The sequence below is a fragment of the Pseudomonas sp. FGI182 genome (genome assembly GCF_000511325.1).
In the GTDB taxonomy this organism is placed as follows: Bacteria; Pseudomonadota; Gammaproteobacteria; order Pseudomonadales; family Pseudomonadaceae; genus Aquipseudomonas; species Aquipseudomonas putida_Z.
The window spans coordinates 1,163,156-1,183,696 of record NZ_CP007012.1 but is presented as its reverse complement, the minus strand read 5'-3'; the positions used below and the strand labels follow the sequence as shown (position 1 = coordinate 1,183,696).

Sequence of the window (20,541 nt, the reverse complement as noted above, 5' to 3'; positions counted from 1 at the left end):
CGGCCTGGCGGCGTGATTCAATACACTTCGTCATTTTGCGAAAAATTCCATCAAGCGCCCGGCTATGCGTTCCAGCGGGCGGATTTCCACTGCGGCATCAATCGCCGCAGCGGCCTTGGGCATCCCGTACACCGCACTGCTGGCCTGGTCCTGGGCAATGGTCAGGAAGCCCTGCTGGCGCATCAGCTTCAGGCCCTGGGCACCATCGCGGCCCATGCCGGTAAGCAACACGCCCACCGCATCGCCGGTCCAATAGCGCGCCACACTCTCGAAAAACACATCGATCGAGGGCCGGTAAATTTCATTGACAGGTTCGGCAGTGTAGGCCAGTTGGCCGTTCTGTAGCAGGCGGATGTGGTGATTGGTGCCTGCCAGCAACACCTGCCCCGGCTGCGGCGGCTCGCCTTCCCGGGCCAGGCGCACCGGCAGCCCGGCAGCGCTGCTGAGCCATTCGGCCATGCCCGCGGCAAACACCTGGTCCACATGCTGGACCAGCACGATGGCCGCCGGAAACGCCGCCGGCAGGCCCTGTAGCAACACTTCCAGCGCCGCCGGGCCACCTGCCGACGAGCCGATCGCCACCAGGCCGCGGCGCTGGGAAGCCTCGCGCAGCGGCGTGGCCACCGGGCGGGCGGCAGGCGAACGTTGCTGGCCGATCAGCCAGCCGATATTGAGGATTTTGCGCAGCAGTGGCGCCGCCGCTTCACGGGGATCGCCCGCGCCCAGCGCCGGCGTGTCTACCACGTCGAGGGCGCCATAGCCCATGGCCTCGAACACCCGGTGCACGTTCTGCTTGCGGTCGACCGTGACGATGACGATGGCGCATGGGGTTTCGGCCATGATCCGCCGGGTGGCCTCGACGCCATCCATGACCGGCATGATCAGGTCCATGAGGATCAGGTCTGGCTGCTGCTCGGTGCAGCGCTGCACCGCCTCGGCGCCATTGCTGGCCACCCATACCACCTCGTGCGCCGGCTCCAGGGCGACCGCCCGGCGCAGCGCCTCCACGGCCATGGGCATGTCGTTGACGATGGCGATCTTCATCCCTGAGCACCTCCGATCAGCTCAACCACAGCATCCAGCAACGCATCGTCATGGAAACTGGCCTTTGCCAAATAGTAGTCGGCGCCGGCATCCAGGCCACGCCGTCGGTCTTCCTCGCGGTCCTTGTAGGACACCACCATCACCGGCAGAGATTGCAAGCGCTGGTCGCGGCGCACCAGGGTAACCAGCTCGATGCCGTCCATGCGCGGCATGTCGATGTCGGTGATCAGCAGGTCGAAGTCCTCGCCACGCAAGGCGTTCCAGCCGTCCATGCCATCCACCGCCACGGCCACGTCATAGCCACGGTTGCCGAGCAGCTTGCGCTGCAGTTCTCGCACGGTCAGCGAATCGTCGACCACCAGGATGCGCTGGCGCGCCACGCCACGGGCGCCGCTGCTGCCGCGTTCGATGCGTTCCAGGCTGCCGGTGCTGAGCAGTTTCTCCACCGAGCGCAGCAGGTCCTCGACATCGACGATCAGCACCACCGAGCCATCGTCGAGCAAGGCGCCGGAAGAAATGTCCTGCACCTTGCCCAGCCGTGGGTCAAGCGGCATCACCACCAGCACCCGCTCGCCCACCAGCCGCTCCACGGCCACGCCGTACAGTTGCTCGCGCTCGCGGATCACCACTACCCGCAGGCTGCTCTCCCGCGATTGCCCGGCCGGGCGGTTGAGCAGTTGGCTGGCCGCGACCAGGCCGATGTGCCGGCCTTCGTGCCAGAAGTGCTGGCGCCCCTCGATCTGCACGATCTCTTCGGCGCTCACTTCCAGCGTGCGTTCGATATGAGCGAGCGGGAAGGCATAGGCCTCGCCGCCCACCTCGACCACCAGGCTGCGCACCACCGACAGGGTCAGTGGCACCTGCAGGTGGAAACGGCAGCCCTGCCCGGCCAGCTGGGTCAGCTCGATAGAACCGCGCAGTTCACGGATCATGTGCTGCACCGCATCCAGGCCCACGCCGCGCCCGGACACCTCGGTGACCTTGTCGCGCAGGCTGAAACCGGGCAAGAACAGGAACGTCAGCAACTCTTGCTCGCTCATCCGCGCCACCGTGTCGGCGGGCGACAGGGCACGCCCGACAATGCTGCTGCGCAGGCGCTCGAGGTCGATGCCGGCACCGTCGTCGATCAGTTCCAGGCTGAGCATTCCGGCCTGGTGCGAGGCCCGCAGGCGGATCACCCCCTCCTCCGCCTTGCCCGCCAGCAGGCGCCGCTCGGGCAGCTCGATGCCGTGGTCGACCGCATTGCGCAACAGGTGGGTCAGCGGTGCTTCGAGCTTTTCCAGCACGTCACGGTCGACCTGGGTCTTGTCCCCTTCCACCAACAGCCGCACCGGCTTGCCCAGCGAACGGCCAAGGTCGCGCACCATGCGGCTCTGGCCGGTCAGCACATCGGCAAACGGCCGCATCCGGCAGGCCAGCGCGGTGTCGTACAGCAGTTGTGCGCGCTGGCTGGCCTGCCAGCCGAACTCGTCCAGATCGGCAGCCTGCTGCTGCAGGATCTGCTGGGTTTCCGCCAGCAGGCGCTGGGTCTGTGCCAGGGCTTCGAGCACCTCGCTGCTCTGGCCACTGTCCTCCAGTTGCATGCGCAGGCCATCAAGCGCCTGCATGCCCTGGCCGTGCATGCGCTTGAGGCGCTGCAGGGTGGCCAGGTAAGGCTTGAGCCGCTGGGTTTCCACCAGCGACTTGCTGGACAAGTCGAGCAGGCTGTTGAGGCGATCGGCGGTGACCCGCAGCACCCGCTCCGTACCTTCGCCGGTGCGCTTGCCGGCCTTGCGACGTGGGGCCTGCTCGGGCTCGGGCTCAGGCTCCAAGGGTTCGACAGGCAGCGGCAAAGGTTCGGCTTGCACGGTTTGCACCGGCGCTTCCGGCAGCGCTGGCACGGCTGGTGGCGCGGGGGGCACGGCTGCCGCCCCCGGGTCGAGCAGGTTGGCCATTTGCGCAAGGAACACCGGCAGGGTCGCCTGCGCCCCGGCATCGCCAGGCGTGGCGATGCGCATCAACAGGTCGGTGCCCTGCAACAGGGCGTCGATATGCTCGGCGCTCAGTCGCAGGCGGCCCTCCTGGGCGGCCACCAGGCAGTCCTCCATGACGTGGGCGACGCTGACGCCAGCGTCCACCCCGACAATCCGCGCCGCGCCCTTCAGCGAATGGGCCGCGCGCATGCAAGCCTCGAGCTGGTCGGCCTGCGTGGGATTACGCTCCAGCGCCATCAGGCCGACGCTGAGCACCTGGGTCTGCGCCTCGGCCTCCAGGCTGAACAGTTCGAGCAACGATGCGTCGCGCATTTGCTCTGGGGTCATGACAGGCTCCGCTGCACGGCAGACAGTAAGTGTTGATCGTCCAGCACCCGCACGCTGCGGCCACGCCATTGCAGGACCGCTGCGGTGAAGTGGGAGGCGTCCTGGCCGCTGCCCAGCAGCAGCGGGTCGAGCCGGTGAATGCCGTCGATTTCCTCGACCGCCATCACCACCGGCCCGCCATCCGCGGCCAGGATCAGCATGCGTGGCATCGCCCGGCCGCCACGTTGCTCGGCAGCGCTGGCCTGCACACCCAGCAGGTCGGCCAGTGACAGGCACGGCACCAGCGCACCGCGCACGTTGGCCACCCCCTGCAACACCCGCGAGCGCTGGTGCGGCAGCGAATGCACCGCCTGCAGCGGGGCAATTTCGGCCAGGCAGGCGGTGGCCAGCGCCAGCCACTCTTCGCCCAGGCGGAACAGCAGCATGGAGCGGCCGGTGTTTTCCTCGACCGATGGCGCCACGGCAGCCTGGTGGTCCTGCATCAGCGCGTAGCGGTCGAGCAGGCGTGTGGCCGCTGCGGCATATACCTCGCAGTTGCGGCAGTGAACGTGACGTTCCAGCAGCGGGCACTGCTTGTCGCCGTGCACGCCAATGCGGTTCCAGCAGTCGTCGATGTGCGCGTCATCCTCGGCGAGCAATTGCATCGCGGATTCCTTCATCGTTCAGACTCCCTGCCAACCCGTGCGGCGCGCTCCTGCAGGCGCCGGGCACCGGCCAGGTCGCCCTGGGCCGCCAACAAGGCCGCCAGGTGCACCAACGCCTCGGGGTGCTGCGGTTCCAGGTACAGGGCTTTGCGATAGTGGGTCAATGCCTGCTGCGCATCGCCTTCGGTATCGCTGAGCAGCCCCAACCAGTAGTAAACCTGCGCCGAAGGCGCGAACTGGCCCAGGTAGCGCTGGCATTCGGCACGGGCCTGCTCGCTGGCGCCGGCATTGGCAAGCCGGGCAATGCTGGCCAGCAACTCGCTTGCCTCCTCGCGCTTGTGCTCGCGCGCTGGTGCTGGTTTGGCGGCCACGGGCAGCACCCGCAGTGGGCGCGGTGACGACGCTGCGCTCGGTAACGGATAGCCTGATTTGGCCGGTGCTGGCGATGTGCGCCGCAAGGGCTGGACCGGGGGCGTAGCCAGCGCAGCGCCGCCACCCTCCTGGCGCACGTAGGCGAACGACTGGGCAATCCCCAGCGGGCGCATGCCCAATCGCGCCAGCAAGCTGCCTTCGGCCGGGCCGATGAACAGCACACCCTGTGGGTGCAACAAGCGCTTGAGCACTTCGAACACCCGTTGTTGGGTCGGCACGTCGAAATAGATCAGCAGGTTGCGGCAGAACACGAAGTCGTACAGGCCATCGCGGCTGGCCAGCGCCGGGTCGAGCACATTGCCCACCTGCAGGCTGACTTGCTCGCGCACCCGCTCATGCAGGAGGTGGCCTTCTTCAAGGGCATCGAAGTAACGCTCGCGAAAGCCCAGGTCGCTGCCACGGAAGGCATTGCGCCCGTACACGGCCTGCCCGGCCTTGGCCACGGAACTGGGGCTGATGTCCATGCCGTCGATCATGAACGCTCCCGGCGCGATACCGGCATCTAGCAAGGCCATGGCCAACGAATAGGGTTCCTCGCCGGTCGAGCAAGGCAGGCTGAGCAAACGCAGCGGGCGCGCCCCGGCCAGCTCGGCCAGGCGCTTGTGCGCCAAGCTGGCCAAGGCGGTGAAGGATTCGGGGTAACGGAAGAACCAAGTTTCCGGGACGATGACCGCTTCGATCAGCGCCTGTTGCTCATCCATCGACTGCTGCAGGTGCAGCCAGTAATCATCCAGGTCCGCAGCGTTCACGGCCACGCAGCGCTGGCGCAGCGCACGCTCGACCATGGGCGCGCCCACCGACTCCACGTCCAGGCCGATGCGTTCACGCAGGAAGCGGAAAAAATGCTGTTCGTTCATGTCGGCATCCCTGTCGGATCATCCGCGTACAGCAACTCGTGCACGGCATCGGGCAGCAGGTCGTTGACTTCGATGCGCTGCAACAAGCCCTGCTCATCCTGACGCACCGGCCCCAGGTACGGGGCTTCACCGCTGTCCACGCCATACGGCTGGAACTCGTCGGGGTGGCAACGCAGGGTTTCGGTGGCCTGCTCCAGGATCAGGCCAAGCTGCAGGCCACCTCGGTAGTGCACCAGCACCAGGCGGGTACTGGTGCGCTGCGCCGCCGGCTGGCCGAAGCTCAATGCCGCCAGGTCGACCACCGGGACCAGCAGGCCCCGGTGTGCAAGGATGCCTGCGACCCAGGCAGGCGCCTTGGCGATCGGCTTGAGCGGCTGGCGCGGCAGCACCTCGATCACTTCGTGCACGCTCAGGGCAAAGCGTTGCTCCCGGATGCGAAACTGCAGGTACAACGCCCCCTTGGCGTTGACCGCCCGCGCGGCGCGCGGTTGCAAGTCGTTCATCGCAGTCAGACTTTGAAGCGCGACACGCCGCCACGCAGGCCAGCGGCCACCTGGCTCAGCTCATCGATGGCGAAACTGGCCTGGCGCAGCGATTCGACCGTCTGGGTGCTGGCATCGCTGAGCTGGGCCAGCGCCTGGTTGATCTGCTCGGCACCGGTGGCCTGGGCCTGCATGCCTTCGTTGACCATCAGCACACGTGGGGCCAGGGCCTGCACCTGGTGGATGATCTGGCTGAGCTGTTCGCCCACCTGCTGCACCTCGAACATGCCGCGGCGCACTTCTTCGGAGAACTTGTCCATGCCCATGACCCCGGCCGACACCGCCGACTGGATCTCGCGCACCATCTGCTCGATATCGTACGTGGCCACGGCGGTCTGGTCGGCCAGGCGGCGCACTTCGGTGGCTACCACGGCAAAGCCGCGGCCGTACTCGCCGGCCTTTTCCGCTTCGATGGCAGCGTTGAGCGACAGCAGGTTGGTCTGGTCGGCGACCTTGACGATGGTCACCACCATCTGGGTGATGTTGCTGGCCTTTTCGTTGAGGATGCCCAGCTTGGCGTTGACCAGGTCGGCGGCGCCCATCACCTGGTGCATGGTTTCTTCCATGCGTGCCAGGCCCTGCTGGCCGGAACCGGCCAGGCTGGAGGCCTGGTCGGCGGCCGAGGTGACTTCGGTCATGGTGCGCACCAGGTCACGCGAAGTGGCGGCGATTTCCCGCGAGGTGGCGCCGATTTCGGTGGTGGTGGCGGCCGTTTCGGTGGCGGTGGCCTGCTGTTGCTTGGAGGTTGCGGCAATTTCGGTCACCGAGGTGGTCACCTGCACCGACGAACGCTGGGCCTGGGCCACCAGGTTGGCCAGGGCCTCGGCCATTTCGTTGAAGCCGCTTTCGATGGCGCCGAACTCGTCCTTGCGGTCCAGGCTCAGGCGCATGCTCAGGTCGCCGGAGCGCAGTTTGTCGAGGGCATGGACAATGCGCTGCATGGGCGCGGTGATGGCGCGCATCAGCAACAGGCCGCAGATACCGGCGGCGATGATCGCCAACAGCAGCGAAACCATCATGCTGCCCTTGGCGGTGCTCACGGCGCTGACGATCTCGTTGGTGTCGGTGTCGGCGGAGGCGCGGTTGTGCTCGATCACTTCGTTCAGGTGCTTGCGGCCTTCGAGCCAGGCTGGGGTGAGCACATCGGTGATCAACCGCTGGGCTTCCGCGTAGTTGCGCTGTCGATAGGCTTCCAGCACCTGGTCGACGATCTTGAGGTAGGCGACTTCCATCTGGATGAAGGCGTCGAAGCGCGCCTGGTCGTCATCATCCTGAATGGTGCCTTGGTAGCTGGCCATGTGCTCTTTCAGGCGGTCCTGGAAGCTCTTGAACAGCTCTGCGTCGGCCGAGGTGAATTCGCGGTGGTTGGACAGCCCCACCAGCTGCTGGCTGGTGACGTAACTGTCGACCCAGGCACTGCGGATCATCGAGCTGTAGTAGAGGCCGGGAATGCTGTCGGTCCCCACTGCCTGCTCGGCGGATGCGATGGTCACCAACCGCGAGTAGGCGGCCACGATCATCAGCAGCATGATGGCGATGATCACGGCGAAACTTGCCAGGATCCGTTGGCGCAAGGTCCAGTTCTTCACATTCAGCCCTCAGGAATTCACAACGAGCGGGAAAAATCGCCGAAGTATAGCCCAGGCGCCCAGTGCTCATGCGGCTGAAATGTGGGGTGACCAGGTAACCTTGCCGACAGACCGGTCATTTGTGCCCAACGCCATTGGGGCCGCTGTGCGGCCCATCGCCGGCAAGCCAGGCTCCCACCTCGACCGCATGACCTCAGGCCATGTGCGATCCCTGTGGGAGCCGGCTTGCCGGCGATGGGCTGCAACGCAGCCCCCATCACTGGCCGGCGGCAAGCCTTGCCTGGCTTTCCAGTTCCTGACGCAGGGCCGGGTCCAGGCGCAGCTGGCGGGCCAGTTCGTCCAGGTAGGCGCGCTCCATGAAGTTTTCCTGGTCGACCATCATCACGCTGGCCAGGTACATCTCGGCGGCCATTTCCGGCGTTTGCGCGGCGCGGGCCACTTCGGCCGGGTCCAGCGGCTTGTTCAGCTCGGCATGCAGCCAGTGCTGCAACTCGCGGTCGTTGTCCAGGCGGGTGAATTCGCCCTCGATCAGCGCACGCTCGCGTTCGTCGATATGGCCATCGGACTTGGCCGCCGCCACCAGCGCCCGCAGTACCGCCTGGCTGTGCAGCTCGGCCTGGGCCGGCGGCAGGCGGTCGACGGTCTGTGGCTCGGTGGCGGCCACCTGCTGGCGCGCCTGCCAGTTGCCGTAGGCCTTGTAGGCCAGCACACCGAGCGCGGCCAGGCCGCCATAGGTAAGGGCCTTGCCGCCATATTTGCGGGCCTTCTTGTTGCCCAGCAGCAAGCCCATGGCACCCGCCGCCAGGGCGCCGCCACCGGCACCGGAAAGCAGGCTGCCAAGGCCGCCGGCACTGGCGCCTGGCTTGCCAGAGCTGCCCTTGCCGGCCTGGCTGGCGAGCAAGTCCTGGCCGGACTTGAGCAACTGGTCGAGCAATCCCCGGGTATTCATCAAACGGTCTCCACGTTGGCCAAGGGAACCGTCAGGTTAAGCCCTGCCCGCCCGATCGCCATGGGGGGATTTGCTTCCGGATGTTGCATTGGCTGGCAAAAAGCCAACTAGACTCGATATCGCCAATACCGCGCTAACCGCACCACGTTCATGACGATCGCTTCACGGCTTGCTTGATGACTGCCCCGACCAAAATCTCCAAGAAGAGGGAACACCATGTCAGTGCACAAGACCGCATTGCTCGGCGCAACCGCCTGCGCCGTGCTGGCCAGCGCCAGCCTGCAGGCTGCCGAACCGCCCAAGGCCCTGGGGCCCGGCGAGGGCCGCCTGGACATCGTCGCCTGGCCCGGCTACATCGAGCGTGGTGAAAGCGACAAGGCCTACGACTGGGTGACCGGCTTCGAGAAGGAAACCGGCTGCAAGGTCAGCGTCAAGACCGCCGCCACCTCGGACGAGATGGTCAGCCTGATGACCAAGGGCGGCTACGACCTGGTCACCGCCTCGGGCGATGCCTCGCTGCGGCTGATCGCGGGCAAGCGGGTACAGCCGATCAACACCGCCTTGATCCCCAACTGGAAGAACATCGACCCACGGCTGCGGAACGGTGGCTGGTACGTGGTCGACAAGCAGGTCTACGGCACCCCTTACCAATGGGGGCCGAACGTGCTGCTGTACAACACCGACGTATTCAAGCAGGCGCCCACCAGCTGGGGCGTGCTGTTCGAGCCGCAGAACCTTCCCGACGGCAAGCCGAACAAGGGCCGCGTGCAGGCCTACGATGGGCCGATCTACATCGCCGATGCGGCGTTGTACCTGAAGGCGGCCAAGCCGGAGCTGGGCATCCAGGACCCGTACGAGCTGAGCGAAGCGCAGTACAAGGCCGTGCTGGAGCTGCTGCGCCAGCAGCAACCGCTGATCCACCGCTACTGGCATGACGCCACGGTGCAGATGAGCGACGTGAAGAACGAAGGCGTGGTTGCCTCCAGCTCCTGGGGCTACATGGTCAATGGCCTCAAGGCCGAGAAGCAGCCCGTGGCCTCGACCATTCCCAAGGAAGGCGCGACCGGCTGGGCCGACACCACCATGCTGCACAGCGAGGCCAAGCACCCCAACTGTGCCTACAAATGGATGGACTGGTCGCTGCAGCCGAAAGTACAGGGTGATGTGGCGGCCTGGTTCGGTTCGTTGCCGGCGGTGCCGGCGGCCTGCACCGGCAGCGAGCTGCTGGGGGCCGAGGGCTGCAAGACCAACGGTTTCGACAACTTCGACAAGATCGCCTTCTGGAAAACCCCGCAGGCCCAGGGCGGCAAGTTCGTGCCGTATAGCCGCTGGACCCAGGATTACATTGCGATCATGGGCGGGCGCTGAGGTTGCCTGAATGCCTGTGCCGGCCTCTTCGCGGGTGAACCCGCTCCCACAGGTTCATCACCACCTGTAAGGGTCGTGCTTTACCTGTGGGAGCGGGCATGCCCGCGAAGAGGCCAGCACAGGAGAAAGCCAGTTGTCCGGAGCCTATGCATGCCCCTAGCCGTCCAGTTCACCCAGGTTTCCCGCACCTTCGGCGAGGTCAAGGCCGTCGACCAGGTCAGCATCGACATCATCGATGGCGAATTCTTCTCCATGCTCGGCCCCTCTGGTTCGGGCAAGACCACCTGCCTGCGCCTGATCGCAGGCTTCGAGCAACCCACCAGCGGTTCGATCCGCATCCACGGTGTCGAGGCTGCGGGCGTACCGCCCTACCAGCGCGACGTCAATACCGTATTCCAGGACTACGCCCTGTTCCCGCACATGAACGTACTGGACAACATCGCCTACGGCCTGAAGGTAAAAGGCGTGGCCAAGGCCGAACGCCACAGCCGTGCCGAAGAAGCCCTGGCGATGGTGGCCCTGGCCGGCTACGGCGCGCGCAAACCGGCGCAGTTGTCCGGGGGCCAGCGCCAGCGCGTGGCCCTGGCCCGCGCGCTGGTCAACCGGCCACGGGTACTGCTGCTGGACGAGCCGCTTGGCGCGCTGGACCTTAAGTTGCGCGAACAGATGCAGGGCGAGCTGAAAAAGCTGCAGCGCCAGCTGGGCATCACCTTCATCTTCGTCACCCACGACCAGACCGAGGCGCTGTCGATGTCCGATCGCGTCGCAGTATTCAACCGTGGCCGCATCGAGCAGGTCGACACCCCGCGCAACCTTTACATGCAACCGGCAACCACCTTCGTCGCCGAATTCGTCGGCACCTCCAACGTTGTGCGCGGCGAACTGGCCACGTTGCTCAATGGCAGCCCGGCGCCCTTCTCCATCCGCCCCGAACACATCCGCCTCGGCGACCCGGCCACAGCCGGCCAGCACGTCCAGGTCAGCGGCCAGCTGCGCGATATCCAGTATCAGGGCAGTGCCACCCGCTACGAGCTGCAACTGGACAGCGGCCAGCTGCTGGCGGTGAGCCAGGCCAACGACCGCTGGCAGGCGCAGGCACAGGCCTGGCAAACCGGGCAACGGGTACAGGCGCACTGGCCCCGCGAAGCCATGACGGTGCTGCAGGAAACCGAGGGCCGCTGACATGAGCACACTGCGCGGCCTGTCCAACCTGCTGTACCGGCGCCCCAACCTGTACCTGGCCCTGCTGCTGGTCCCACCGCTGACCTGGTTCGGCGCGATCTACCTGGGTTCGCTGCTGAACCTGCTGTGGCAGGGCTTCTATACCTTCGACGACTTCACCATGGCGGTGACCCCAGACCTGACCCTGGGCAATTTCGCCGCGCTGTTCAACCCGTCGAACTTCGACATCATCCTGCGCACCTTGGGCATGGCGCTGGCGGTGTCGATGGCCAGCGCGGTGCTGGCCTTCCCCATCGCCTACTACATGGCGCGCTATACCAGCGGCAAGACCAAGGCGTTTTTCTATATCGCGGTGATGATGCCGATGTGGGCCAGCTACATCGTCAAGACCTACGCCTGGACCCTGCTGCTGGCCAAGGGCGGCGTGGCCCAATGGTTCGTCCAGCAGCTGCACCTGGATGCCCTGCTGCAAACGGTGCTGGCGGTACCGGGCGTGGGCGGCAGCACGCTGTCGACTTCGCACCTGGGGCGCTTCATGGTGTTCGTATACATCTGGCTGCCGTTCATGATCCTGCCGATCCAGGCCTCGCTGGAACGCTTGCCGCCATCGCTGCTGCAAGCCTCGGCAGACCTCGGCGCCCGGCCCGGGCAAACCTTCGTGCAGGTGATACTGCCGCTGTCGATCCCGGGCATTGCCGCCGGCTCGATCTTCACCTTCTCGCTGACCCTGGGCGACTTCATCGTGCCGCAGCTGATCGGCCCGCCCGGCTACTTCATCGGCAGCATGGTCTATGCCCAGCAAGGGGCGATCGGCAACATGCCGATGGCCGCCGCGTTCACCCTGGTGCCGATCGTGCTGATCGCGGTGTACCTGTCCATCGTCAAGCGACTGGGGGCCTTCGATGCACTCTGAAAAAGCCTCGACCGGGCTGCGCCTGGCGGCCTGGGGCGGGTTGCTGTTCCTGCACTTCCCGATCCTGATCATCTTCCTGTATGCCTTCAACACCGAAGACGCGGCGTTCAGCTTCCCGCCCAAGGGCTTTACCCTGAAGTGGTTCGCCGTGGCCTTCGCCCGGCCCGATGTGCTGGAAGCGATCAAGCTGTCACTGCAAGTGGCCTGCCTGGCCACGCTGATCGCCCTGGTGCTCGGCACGCTGGCCTCGGCGGCGCTGTACCGGCGCAGCTTTTTCGGCAAGGAGAGCATTTCGCTGATGCTGATACTGCCTATTGCCCTACCTGGCATCATCACCGGCATCGCCCTGCTCTCGGCGTTCAAGACCCTGGGGATCGAGCCCGGGGTGTTCACCATCGTGGTCGGCCACGCCACGTTCTGCGTGGTGATCGTCTACAACAACGTGATCGCCCGCCTGCGGCGTACTTCGCAGAGCCTGATCGAAGCCTCGATGGACCTCGGCGCCGACGGCTGGCAGACCTTCCGCTACATCATCCTGCCCAACCTCGGCTCGGCGCTGCTGGCCGGTGGCATGCTGGCCTTTGCCCTGTCGTTCGACGAAATCATCGTCACCACCTTCACTGCCGGCCACGAACGCACCCTGCCGATCTGGCTGCTCAACCAGCTCAGCCGCCCGCGCGACGTGCCGGTGACCAACGTGGTCGCCATGCTGGTGATGCTGGTGACCATGCTGCCGATCCTTGGCGCCTATTACCTGACCCGTGGCGGTGAAAGCGTCGCGGGCAGTGGCAAATGACCCTGGAGGAGTCCCCGATGCAAACGCAGATGCTGATCAATGGCCAGCTGGTCGCTGGCGAAGGCCCGGCCTGGACCGTGCTCAACCCGGCGCTGGGCAGTGCCCTGGCGCAGATCAACGAAGCCAGCGAGGCCCAGGTGGACAGCGCCGTGCGCGCCGCCGACCAGGCCTTCGACAGCTGGTCGCAAACCACCCCCAAGGAACGCTCGCAAGCCTTGCTGGCGCTGGCCGACGCTATCGAAGGCCATGGCGATGAACTGGCCCGACTGGAATCGCAGAACTGCGGCAAGCCGCTGAGCGCCGCGCTGAATGACGAGATCCCGGCAATTGCCGACGTGTTCCGCTACTTCGCCGGTGCGGCGCGCTGCCTGGGTGGCTCGGCAGCCGGCGAGTACCTGCCGGGGCATACTTCGATGATCCGCCGCGACCCGCTGGGCGTGGTGGCCTCGATCGCACCGTGGAACTACCCGTTGATGATGCTGGCGTGGAAGATCGCCCCGGCCCTGGCTGCCGGCAACACGGTGGTGATCAAGCCCTCCGAGCTGACCCCGCTGACCGCCCTGCGCCTCGGCGAACTGGCCCAGGACCTGCTGCCACCGGGGGTGCTGAACATCCTCTTCGGCCGTGGCCAGACGGTCGGCAACCCGCTGGTCAACCACCCCAAGGTGCGCATGGTGTCGCTGACCGGCTCGATCCCCACCGGCGCTCACATCATCAGCGCCACCGCCGACAGCGTGAAACGCATGCACATGGAACTGGGCGGCAAGGCCCCGGTGCTGGTGTTCGACGATGCCGACATCGATGCCGCCATCGACGGCATCCGTACCTTCGGCTTCTACAACGCCGGCCAGGACTGCACCGCCGCCTGTCGGCTGTACGTGCAGGATGGCATCTACGAGCGTTTCGTCGAACGCCTGGGGGCCGCAGTGGCCAGCCTCAAGCCGGGCCTGCAGGAAGCCGAGGACACCGAACTGGGGCCACTGATCAGTGCCCAGCACCGCGACAAGGTCGCAGGGCTGGTGCAACGGGCCATCGACCAGCCGCACATTCGCCTGATTACCGGTGGCAAGGCGATTGATGGCGACGGTTTCTTCTTCGAACCGACCGTGCTAGCCGACACCCTGCAGGACGACGAAATCGTGCGCAACGAAGTGTTCGGCCCGGTAGTGTCGGTGACCCGCTTCAACGACGAAGCGCAGGCACTGGAATGGGCCAACGACTCCAACTACGGCCTGGCCTCATCGGTCTGGACCCGCGACACCGGCCGCGCCCACCGCCTGGCGGCGCGCCTGCAGTATGGCTGCACGTGGGTGAACACCCACTTCATGCTGGTCAGCGAAATGCCCCATGGCGGGCAGAAGCATTCGGGGTATGGCAAGGACATGTCGATGTATGGGCTGGAGGACTACACCTGTGTGCGGCATGTGATGATCAAGCATTGAGGGTAAAGCCTGGGTTGAGACTGGCACCTCAGCCCAGGAGCTTTCCTGCAAAGTAGCCAATAGAACAGGAGCAAGTATCAACGCCTGATTTTGCGCGACCTCTGTGGGAGCGGGTTCACCCGCGAACACCGGCAAAGCCGGTGCCATACACCGAGTCGCCTTCTTCGCGGGCATGCCCGCTCCCACAGATACCGCGCCGCATTCAAAGGCAGTGCAATACCGTGTAGGAGCGGCCTTGTGTCGCGAAAGGGCCGCAAAGCGGCCCCGGCAATATCAGCGGCGGAGCTGGAAACCTGGGGCCGCTTCGCAGCCCTTTCGCGACACAAGGCCGCTCCTACAACGACCGCGTAATGCTTGGGTCAGGTCAATCCCGCAGGTCCGACTCGTGAATCGGGTTGGCCCGGCTGGTGGCACGCTGGTATTGCGCAGGCCAGGTAGCTTTGTTGCCGCCCAAGTCGTCGTCGGCATGCAGCGGCCAGTACGGGTCGCGCAGCAGTTCGCGGGCGAGGAAGATGATGTCGGCCTGGCCGGTGCGCAGAATGTGCTCGGCCTGGGCCGGTTCGGTGATCATGCCCACGGTGCCGGTGGCGATTTCCGATTCCTTGCGCACACGCTCGGCGAAGCGCGTCTGGTAACCCGGGCCGGTGGGGATTTCGGCGTTGACCGAGGTGCCGCCGGAGGACACGTCGATCAGGTCGACGCCCAAGCCACGCAGGCGGCGGGCCAGTTCGACGGTCTCATCCGGGTTCCAGCCGTCCTCGACCCAGTCGGTCGCCGATACCCGCACGAACAGCGGTAACTCGGCAGGCCAGACCTTGCGCACGGCCTCGACCACCTCCAGGGTCAGGCGGATACGGTTTTCGAAGCAACTGCCGTACTCGTCGCGACGCTGGTTGCTCAGCGGCGACAGGAACTGGTGCAACAGGTAGCCATGGGCGGCGTGGATTTCGACCACCTTGAAACCGGCCTTCAGGGCGCGCTCGGTCGAGGCGACGAAGGCGGCGATCACCTGCTCGATTTCATCCTTGTTCAATTCCCGCGGCGCGGTGTGCTGCGGGTCGAAGGCGATTTTCGACGGGCCCACCGGCTGCCAGCCGCCCTCTTCGAGCTTGACGCTGCCTTGCTTGCCCAGCCACGGGCGATAGGTGCTGGCCTTGCGTCCGGCGTGAGCCAGCTGGATACCGGGCACGCCCCCCTGGGCGGTGATGAAACGGGTGATGCGTTGCAGCGGGGCGATCTGAGCGTCGTCCCACAGGCCGAGGTCTTCAGCGGTGATGCGGCCATCGGCGGTCACCGCCACGGCTTCAGTGATTACCAGGCCAGCGCCACCCACGGCGCGGCTGCCTAAATGGACGAGGTGCCAATCGTTGGCCAGGCCATCGACGGCGGAATACTGGCACATCGGCGAAACGGCGATGCGGTTGGGCAGGGTCAGCTGACGCAGGGTGTAAGGCTCGAGCAGCAGGCTCATGAGGGCACCTCCCAAGGACTCCAATGGTGATCCGGCCCGGACACTCAATTGCACGTCCCTGGCCCAGGTCCGGTCATAACTTCAGACTAGACCAGAATGGTTGGGGGGGAGGTTCCATGGGATTTCGGGTGGGGTGCGAGGGGGGGGTGGATCGAGAGTGGTGGCGCCTATGAGATCGAGCGCCGCCCGCGCGGCGCTTCGCGGGGCAAGCCCGCTCCCACATTTGTTGCAACGTGGCCATGCCTGCAAGGCCATGGTCGTCAGCCTTGGCGCATGACTAAAGACATGTGGGGCGGCAGCCGCGCCAACGGGGAGACATCCTCAGGCCAACAAAGCGGGCAACCATGGCCTGACAGGTTTGGCACGTTGCAACAAATGTGGGAGCGGGCTTGCCCCGCGAAGCGCCGCGCGGGCGGCGCTCGATCTCCTAGGCGACATCACTCTCAAGGCAGGCACCTGGCAGCCCTGACCGCCGCTACAGGCAAGCCCTCTGACAGGCATTTCAGATATCCCCTACGAGTCGGATCTGGTGATACCTAGCCTGAGGAAATACCCTACATGTTCTGTCGACAGGCGTCTGATTGTTCCTGGAAACACTGCCACTTAGTCTTTTCAGGTCGCTGAAATCCAGCGATGCGGGTGTGGAAACCCGGTCAACCTTCAAGTTCCTGTCGTAATGGCAGCTGTGTGCGGGAGGCCTTTTGGCCTACCGGGTTCCTTGAAGGCCGGTTTTCCACCCTGCATACAGTTGCCGCCCTTCGTGTGGAAACGGCGGTGGCAACTCCTTTAACCTTCAAGGAATTGCTAGAAAAATGACTACAGAAGACACCCAGTTCACCGTCGGCAAGACCACTTTCTTTCAGGGTGAAAACCAGACCCACCCATTATTTCGCATCGAAGCGGGTATTCCGTGCCGAGACGCCCGTGATCAGGCTTCGGAATTGATGGGCTATGTGCGGGAGTTGACCATCGTCGGGCTGATGGATGAGAAGCCCATGATGATCTGGGCTGCGCACTATCTCAGTGCAATGGCCAAGGCGCTGATGGATGATGCCGAGTTAGGTATGGCGCGCTGAGTTTGATGTGATCATCGATCGTACCTAGAGCACATTCGCAAGCCCGCCGCAGAGCATTGTGGGAGCGGGCGTGCCCGCGAAGCAAGCGACTCGGTGGCTGGCACCGGCTCTGCCGGTGTTCGCGGGCATGCCCGCTCCTACAGGTACAGCGCAAGTCTCAAGCCCGCCGCAGGCCCTGTGGGAGCGGGCGTGCCCGCGAAGAAGGCGACTCGGTGGATGGCACCGGCTTCGCCGGTGTTCGCGGGCATGCCCGCTCCCACAGGGATCTTCACCTGGCATCAAGGCCTTGTGCCATACCTACAGAGTTGCGGAAGCCGCAGTACTTGCAGTCAGCGCGGCTCCATGTGGGCAATCATCAACTGCACACTTTCATTGCCACGAAACTCGTTCACATCCAGCTTGTACGCCAACTCGACCCAACGCACCGTCGGGTTCGGCCACACTTCGCGGTCAATGCCAAAGGCAATGCCGTCCAGCCGCACCGAGCCGCACTCGCTCTTGAGCACCACTTTCAGGTGCCGCTCGCCCACCACGCGCTGCTCCACCAGCTGGAACACGCCATGGAACAGCGGCTCGGGGAAGTGCTGCCCCCAGGGCCCGGCATGGCGCAGGGCCTTGGCCAGGTCGAGGTGGAACTCCTCCACCGCCAGGCTGCCGTCGGACAACAGCCGACCGGTCAGGTCCTCTTCGCGCAGCTGGCGTCGCACTTCTTCGTTGAACGCCTCGGCAAATGCCGGGAAATTGGCCTCAGGCAACGACAACCCCGCCGCCATCGCGTGGCCGCCGAACTTGCTGATCAGTTGCGGGTGGCGCGCCGCCACGGCATCCAGCGCATCGCGAATATGGAACCCAGGCACCGAACGCGCCGACCCTTTGAGCATGCCCTCGCCAGCGTCGGCGAAAGCGATGGTCGGCCGGTGGTAACGCTCCTTCAGGCGCGAAGCCAGAATACCGATCACCCCCTGGTGCCAGTCGGCATCGAACAGGCACAGGCCATATGGCATCGACTCGACAGGCAGGTCCTTGAGCTGGGCCAGGGCCTCGCGCTGCATGCCCTGTTCGATCGACTTGCGGTCCTGGTTCAGGTCGTCCAGCTGCTGGGCCATGTCCTGGGCCAGGGCCGCGTCTTCACACAGCAGGCATTCGATGCCCAGGCTCATGTCGTCCAGGCGCCCGGCAGCGTTCAGCCGCGGGCCAAGGATGAAGCCAAGGTCGGTCGAGGTGATGCGCCGGTGATCGCGACGGGCCACTTCAAGAATGGCCTTGAGCCCCGGCCGGGCGCGGCCGGCGCGAATGCGCTCGAGGCCCTGGTGCACCAGGATGCGGTTGTTGGCATCCAATGGCACCACGTCGGCGACGCTGCCCAGGGCAACCAGGTCGAGCAATTCGCCGATGTTCGGCTGCGGCTGCGTTTCGTAGCACCCCAGGCTGCGCAGGCGCGCACGCAGGGCCATCAGCACGTAGAAGATCACCCCTACCCCGGCCAGCGCCTTGCTCGGGAAACTGCAGCCCGGCTGGTTGGGGTTGATGATGGCGTCGGCGTCGGGCAACTCCGCACCGGGCAGGTGGTGGTCGGTGACCAGCACCTTGAGCCCGGCGGCCTTGGCGGCTGCCACACCGTCGACGCTGGAAATACCGTTGTCCACGGTGATCAGCAGCTGCGGCTGGCGTTGCAGCGCCACCTCGACGATTTCCGGGGTCAGGCCGTAACCGTATTCGAAGCGGTTGGGCACGAGGTAGTCGACATGGGCCGCGCCCAGCAGGCGCAGGCCCAGCACGCCGACAGTACTGGCAGTGGCGCCGTCGGCATCGAAGTCGCCGACGATGAGGATGCGCTGGCGCTGGTCGATAGCCTCGACCAGTAGGTCCACGCCGGCCTCGATGCCCTTGAGCTGCTGGTACGGCAGCAGGCGCGCGAGGCTTTTGTCCAGCTCGGCCTCGCTCTGCACGCCGCGCGCAGCGTACAGGCGGGTCAGCAAGGGTGGCAGGTTACCCAGGAATGGCAGGGTCGGCGGCAGCGGGCGAGGTTCGATACGCATGGGGTGCTTCAGCCGCGCTCACCAAGCAGCCACTCCAGCTGCACTTCGTGCTGGCCACGGTCGTCGGTGACAAACAAGGTGCCTTCGCTGATCATCACGTCCCACTTGATGGTGCGGGGCATGTCGGTGGCGAGGGTTTCCAGCACCTCCTGCGGCACCGCGGCGATGCTCAGGTTCTTCAAACCCTTGACCGCGTCCACCACCTTGTTCTGCCATACGCGCAGGCTGCCGTAGGCCAGCAGGCTGGTACGCTCGGTGCGGCGCGAGCACCAGGTCAATCGGTCGGCGTCCGGCTGGCCCACTTCGATCCAGTGCAGGATGCGATCGTCCAGGCTCTTTTCCCACAGCGCCGCTTCGTCCACATCGGACAGGCCACGGCCGAACGACAGGTTCTCGTTGTACCACAGGGCGTAGGCCAGCAGGCGTACGGCCATGCGCTCTTCGGTTTCCGAAGGGTGGCGGGCGATGGTCTGACGGACGTTTTCGTACACGCCGCGGTCGAGGTCGGTCAGGTTCAGTTCGAATTTGTAGGTGGTGGACGGCTGGGCCATGGTCGACGGGCTTCTTGCGCAGAGAAAAAGTGACACAGTCTAACCGATACTGCCCTTCGTTGCCCCGCAGCAGTATCTGCCGCTTCGGACCTATGATAAAACCACGCATCTGCCCAGCTGCCACGGATGCCCCATGACTACGCCCAGCAAACCCCTCGCCGGTCTCAAAGTTGTCGAACTCGGTACCCTCATCGCTGGCCCGTTCGCCTCGCGCATCTGTGCCGAATTCGGCGCCGAGGTGGTCAAGGTCGAATCGCCCGATGGCGGCGACCCGTTGCGCAAATGGCGCAAGCTGTACGAGGGCACCTCGCTGTGGTGGTTCGTGCAGGCCCGCAACAAGCAGTCGCTCACCCTCAACCTCAAGCACCCAGAGGGCCGCGAGATTCTCAAGCGCCTGCTGGCCGACGCCGACATCCTGATCGAGAACTTCCGCCCGGGCGTGCTGGAAAAACTCGGCCTGGGCTGGGACGTGCTGCACGCGCTCAACCCGCGCCTGGTAATGGTGCGCCTGTCGGGCTTCGGCCAGACCGGGCCGATGAAGGACCAGCCGGGCTTCGGCGCCGTGGGCGAGTCGATGGGCGGCCTGCGCTACATCACCGGCTTCGACGACCGCCCACCGGTGCGCACGGGCATTTCCATCGGTGACTCGATTGCTGCCCTGTGGGGGGTGATCGGCGCACTGATGGCGCTGCGACACCGTGAAGTCAACGGCGGCCAGGGCCAGGTGGTGGACGTGGCCCTGTACGAAGCGATCTTCGCCATGATGGAAAGCATGGTCCCGGAGTTCGATGTGTTCGGCTTTATCCGCGAACGCACCGGCAACATCATGCCCGGCATCACGCCCTCCTCCATTCACACCAGCGCCGACGGCAAGCATGTGCAGATCGGCGCCAACGGCGATGCGATCTTCAAGCGCTTCATGCAGGCCATTGGCCGCACCGACCTGGCCGACGACCCGACCCTGGCCACCAACGATGGCCGCGACCTGCGCCGTGACGAGCTGTACGGGGTAATCGACCGCTGGGCCAACAGCCTGCCGCTGGAGCAACTGATACAGGTGCTGAACACCGCCGAAGTGCCGGCCAGCCGCATCTATTCGGCGGAGGACATGTTCAACGACCCGCAGTACCTGGCACGCGAAATGTTCCTGCAGGCCAAGCTGCCGGACGGCAAGCCATTCCGCATGCCGGGCATCGTGCCCAAGCTGTCGGAGACCCCCGGCTCCACCGAGTGGGTAGGCCCGGCGCTGGGCGAACACACCGAGGCACTGCTCGGCAGCCTGGGCTACGACGCGGCGGCCATCGCCAGCCTGCGCGAAGCAGGCACGGTCTGACCCTGGCGCGGCC

At 65.5% G+C, this 20,541-nt stretch carries 17 protein-coding genes; 7 read left to right on the top strand and 10 right to left on the bottom strand.

What is annotated here, in order from left to right; genetic code table 11:
* Nucleotides 1-30: 30 nt before the first annotated feature.
* The 7 genes from wspF to C163_RS05335 form a co-directional block, all read right to left on the bottom strand.
* Nucleotides 31-1,044, bottom strand: coding sequence for a Wsp signal transduction system protein-glutamate methylesterase WspF (gene wspF, locus C163_RS05365; protein ID WP_025337935.1), 1,014 nt, complete (start codon nt 1,042-1,044; stop codon nt 31-33).
* The gene (locus tag C163_RS05360; RefSeq protein WP_025337934.1) at nt 1,041-3,344 is read right to left on the bottom strand and encodes a hybrid sensor histidine kinase/response regulator; all 2,304 of its coding nucleotides are present in this window, start codon (nt 3,342-3,344) and stop codon (nt 1,041-1,043) included. The genes wspF and C163_RS05360 overlap by 4 nt, the downstream gene beginning before the upstream one ends.
* Nucleotides 3,341-4,003, bottom strand: coding sequence for a chemotaxis protein CheW (locus C163_RS05355; RefSeq protein WP_025337933.1), 663 nt, complete (start codon nt 4,001-4,003; stop codon nt 3,341-3,343). The genes C163_RS05360 and C163_RS05355 overlap by 4 nt, the downstream gene beginning before the upstream one ends.
* The gene (locus tag C163_RS05350) at nt 4,000-5,277 is read right to left on the bottom strand and encodes a protein-glutamate O-methyltransferase CheR (protein ID WP_025337932.1); all 1,278 of its coding nucleotides are present in this window, start codon (nt 5,275-5,277) and stop codon (nt 4,000-4,002) included. The genes C163_RS05355 and C163_RS05350 overlap by 4 nt, the downstream gene beginning before the upstream one ends.
* Nucleotides 5,274-5,780 (bottom strand): chemotaxis protein CheW, encoded by a 507-nt coding sequence (locus C163_RS05345; protein WP_025337931.1) that lies wholly within the window; start codon nt 5,778-5,780, stop codon nt 5,274-5,276. Before C163_RS05345 ends, C163_RS05350 begins: the two co-directional genes overlap by 4 nt.
* Nucleotides 5,781-5,785: 5 nt before the next feature.
* Nucleotides 5,786-7,408: a methyl-accepting chemotaxis protein gene (locus C163_RS05340; protein WP_025337930.1), complete on the bottom strand. Its 1,623-nt coding sequence runs from the start codon at nt 7,406-7,408 to the stop codon at nt 5,786-5,788.
* A gap of 256 nt (nt 7,409-7,664) precedes the next feature.
* Nucleotides 7,665-8,357, bottom strand: a complete 693-nt coding sequence (locus tag C163_RS05335) for a tellurite resistance TerB family protein (RefSeq protein ID WP_013971209.1) — start codon at nt 8,355-8,357, stop codon at nt 7,665-7,667.
* Between the two features lie 216 nt (nt 8,358-8,573).
* Between C163_RS05335 and ydcS the strand changes: the two genes are divergently transcribed.
* The 5 genes from ydcS (at nt 8,574) to C163_RS05310 (ending at nt 14,058) form a co-directional block, all read left to right on the top strand.
* The gene (ydcS, locus tag C163_RS05330) at nt 8,574-9,725 is read left to right on the top strand and encodes a putative ABC transporter substrate-binding protein YdcS (RefSeq protein WP_025337929.1); all 1,152 of its coding nucleotides are present in this window, start codon (nt 8,574-8,576) and stop codon (nt 9,723-9,725) included.
* Nucleotides 9,726-9,875: 150 nt separating this feature from the next.
* Nucleotides 9,876-10,907 (top strand): ABC transporter ATP-binding protein, encoded by a 1,032-nt coding sequence (locus tag C163_RS05325; protein WP_025337928.1) that lies wholly within the window; start codon nt 9,876-9,878, stop codon nt 10,905-10,907.
* Nucleotide 10,908: 1 nt separating this feature from the next.
* Complete coding sequence (locus tag C163_RS05320) at nt 10,909-11,820, top strand: ABC transporter permease (protein ID WP_025337927.1); 912 nt, start codon at nt 10,909-10,911, stop codon at nt 11,818-11,820.
* Entirely contained in the window at nt 11,810-12,616 is an 807-nt protein-coding gene (locus C163_RS05315; protein ID WP_025337926.1) for an ABC transporter permease, read from the top strand. Before C163_RS05320 ends, C163_RS05315 begins: the two co-directional genes overlap by 11 nt.
* A gap of 17 nt (nt 12,617-12,633) precedes the next feature.
* Entirely contained in the window at nt 12,634-14,058 is a 1,425-nt protein-coding gene (locus C163_RS05310) for a gamma-aminobutyraldehyde dehydrogenase (protein ID WP_025337925.1), read from the top strand.
* Nucleotides 14,059-14,422: 364 nt separating this feature from the next.
* Here C163_RS05310 and C163_RS05305 read toward each other — a convergent pair whose 3' ends face one another.
* Nucleotides 14,423-15,529, bottom strand: a complete 1,107-nt coding sequence (locus C163_RS05305) for an NADH:flavin oxidoreductase/NADH oxidase (protein WP_025337924.1) — start codon at nt 15,527-15,529, stop codon at nt 14,423-14,425.
* Between the two features lie 812 nt (nt 15,530-16,341).
* Between C163_RS05305 and C163_RS05300 the strand changes: the two genes are divergently transcribed.
* Nucleotides 16,342-16,605 (top strand): DUF3077 domain-containing protein, encoded by a 264-nt coding sequence (locus C163_RS05300; RefSeq protein ID WP_025337923.1) that lies wholly within the window; start codon nt 16,342-16,344, stop codon nt 16,603-16,605.
* 329 nt (nt 16,606-16,934) lie between these two features.
* On the opposite strand, the gene recJ is transcribed toward C163_RS05300, so the two are convergent.
* Both recJ and C163_RS05290 read right to left on the bottom strand, forming a co-directional pair.
* The gene (gene recJ / locus C163_RS05295) at nt 16,935-18,644 is read right to left on the bottom strand and encodes a single-stranded-DNA-specific exonuclease RecJ (RefSeq protein WP_025337922.1); all 1,710 of its coding nucleotides are present in this window, start codon (nt 18,642-18,644) and stop codon (nt 16,935-16,937) included.
* Nucleotides 18,645-18,652: 8 nt separating this feature from the next.
* Entirely contained in the window at nt 18,653-19,195 is a 543-nt protein-coding gene (locus C163_RS05290; protein WP_013971198.1) for a YaeQ family protein, read from the bottom strand.
* 133 nt (nt 19,196-19,328) lie between these two features.
* Between C163_RS05290 and C163_RS05285 the strand changes: the two genes are divergently transcribed.
* Nucleotides 19,329-20,528, top strand: coding sequence for a CaiB/BaiF CoA-transferase family protein (locus C163_RS05285; RefSeq protein WP_025337921.1), 1,200 nt, complete (start codon nt 19,329-19,331; stop codon nt 20,526-20,528).
* The last annotated feature ends 13 nt before the right edge of the window (nt 20,529-20,541 follow it).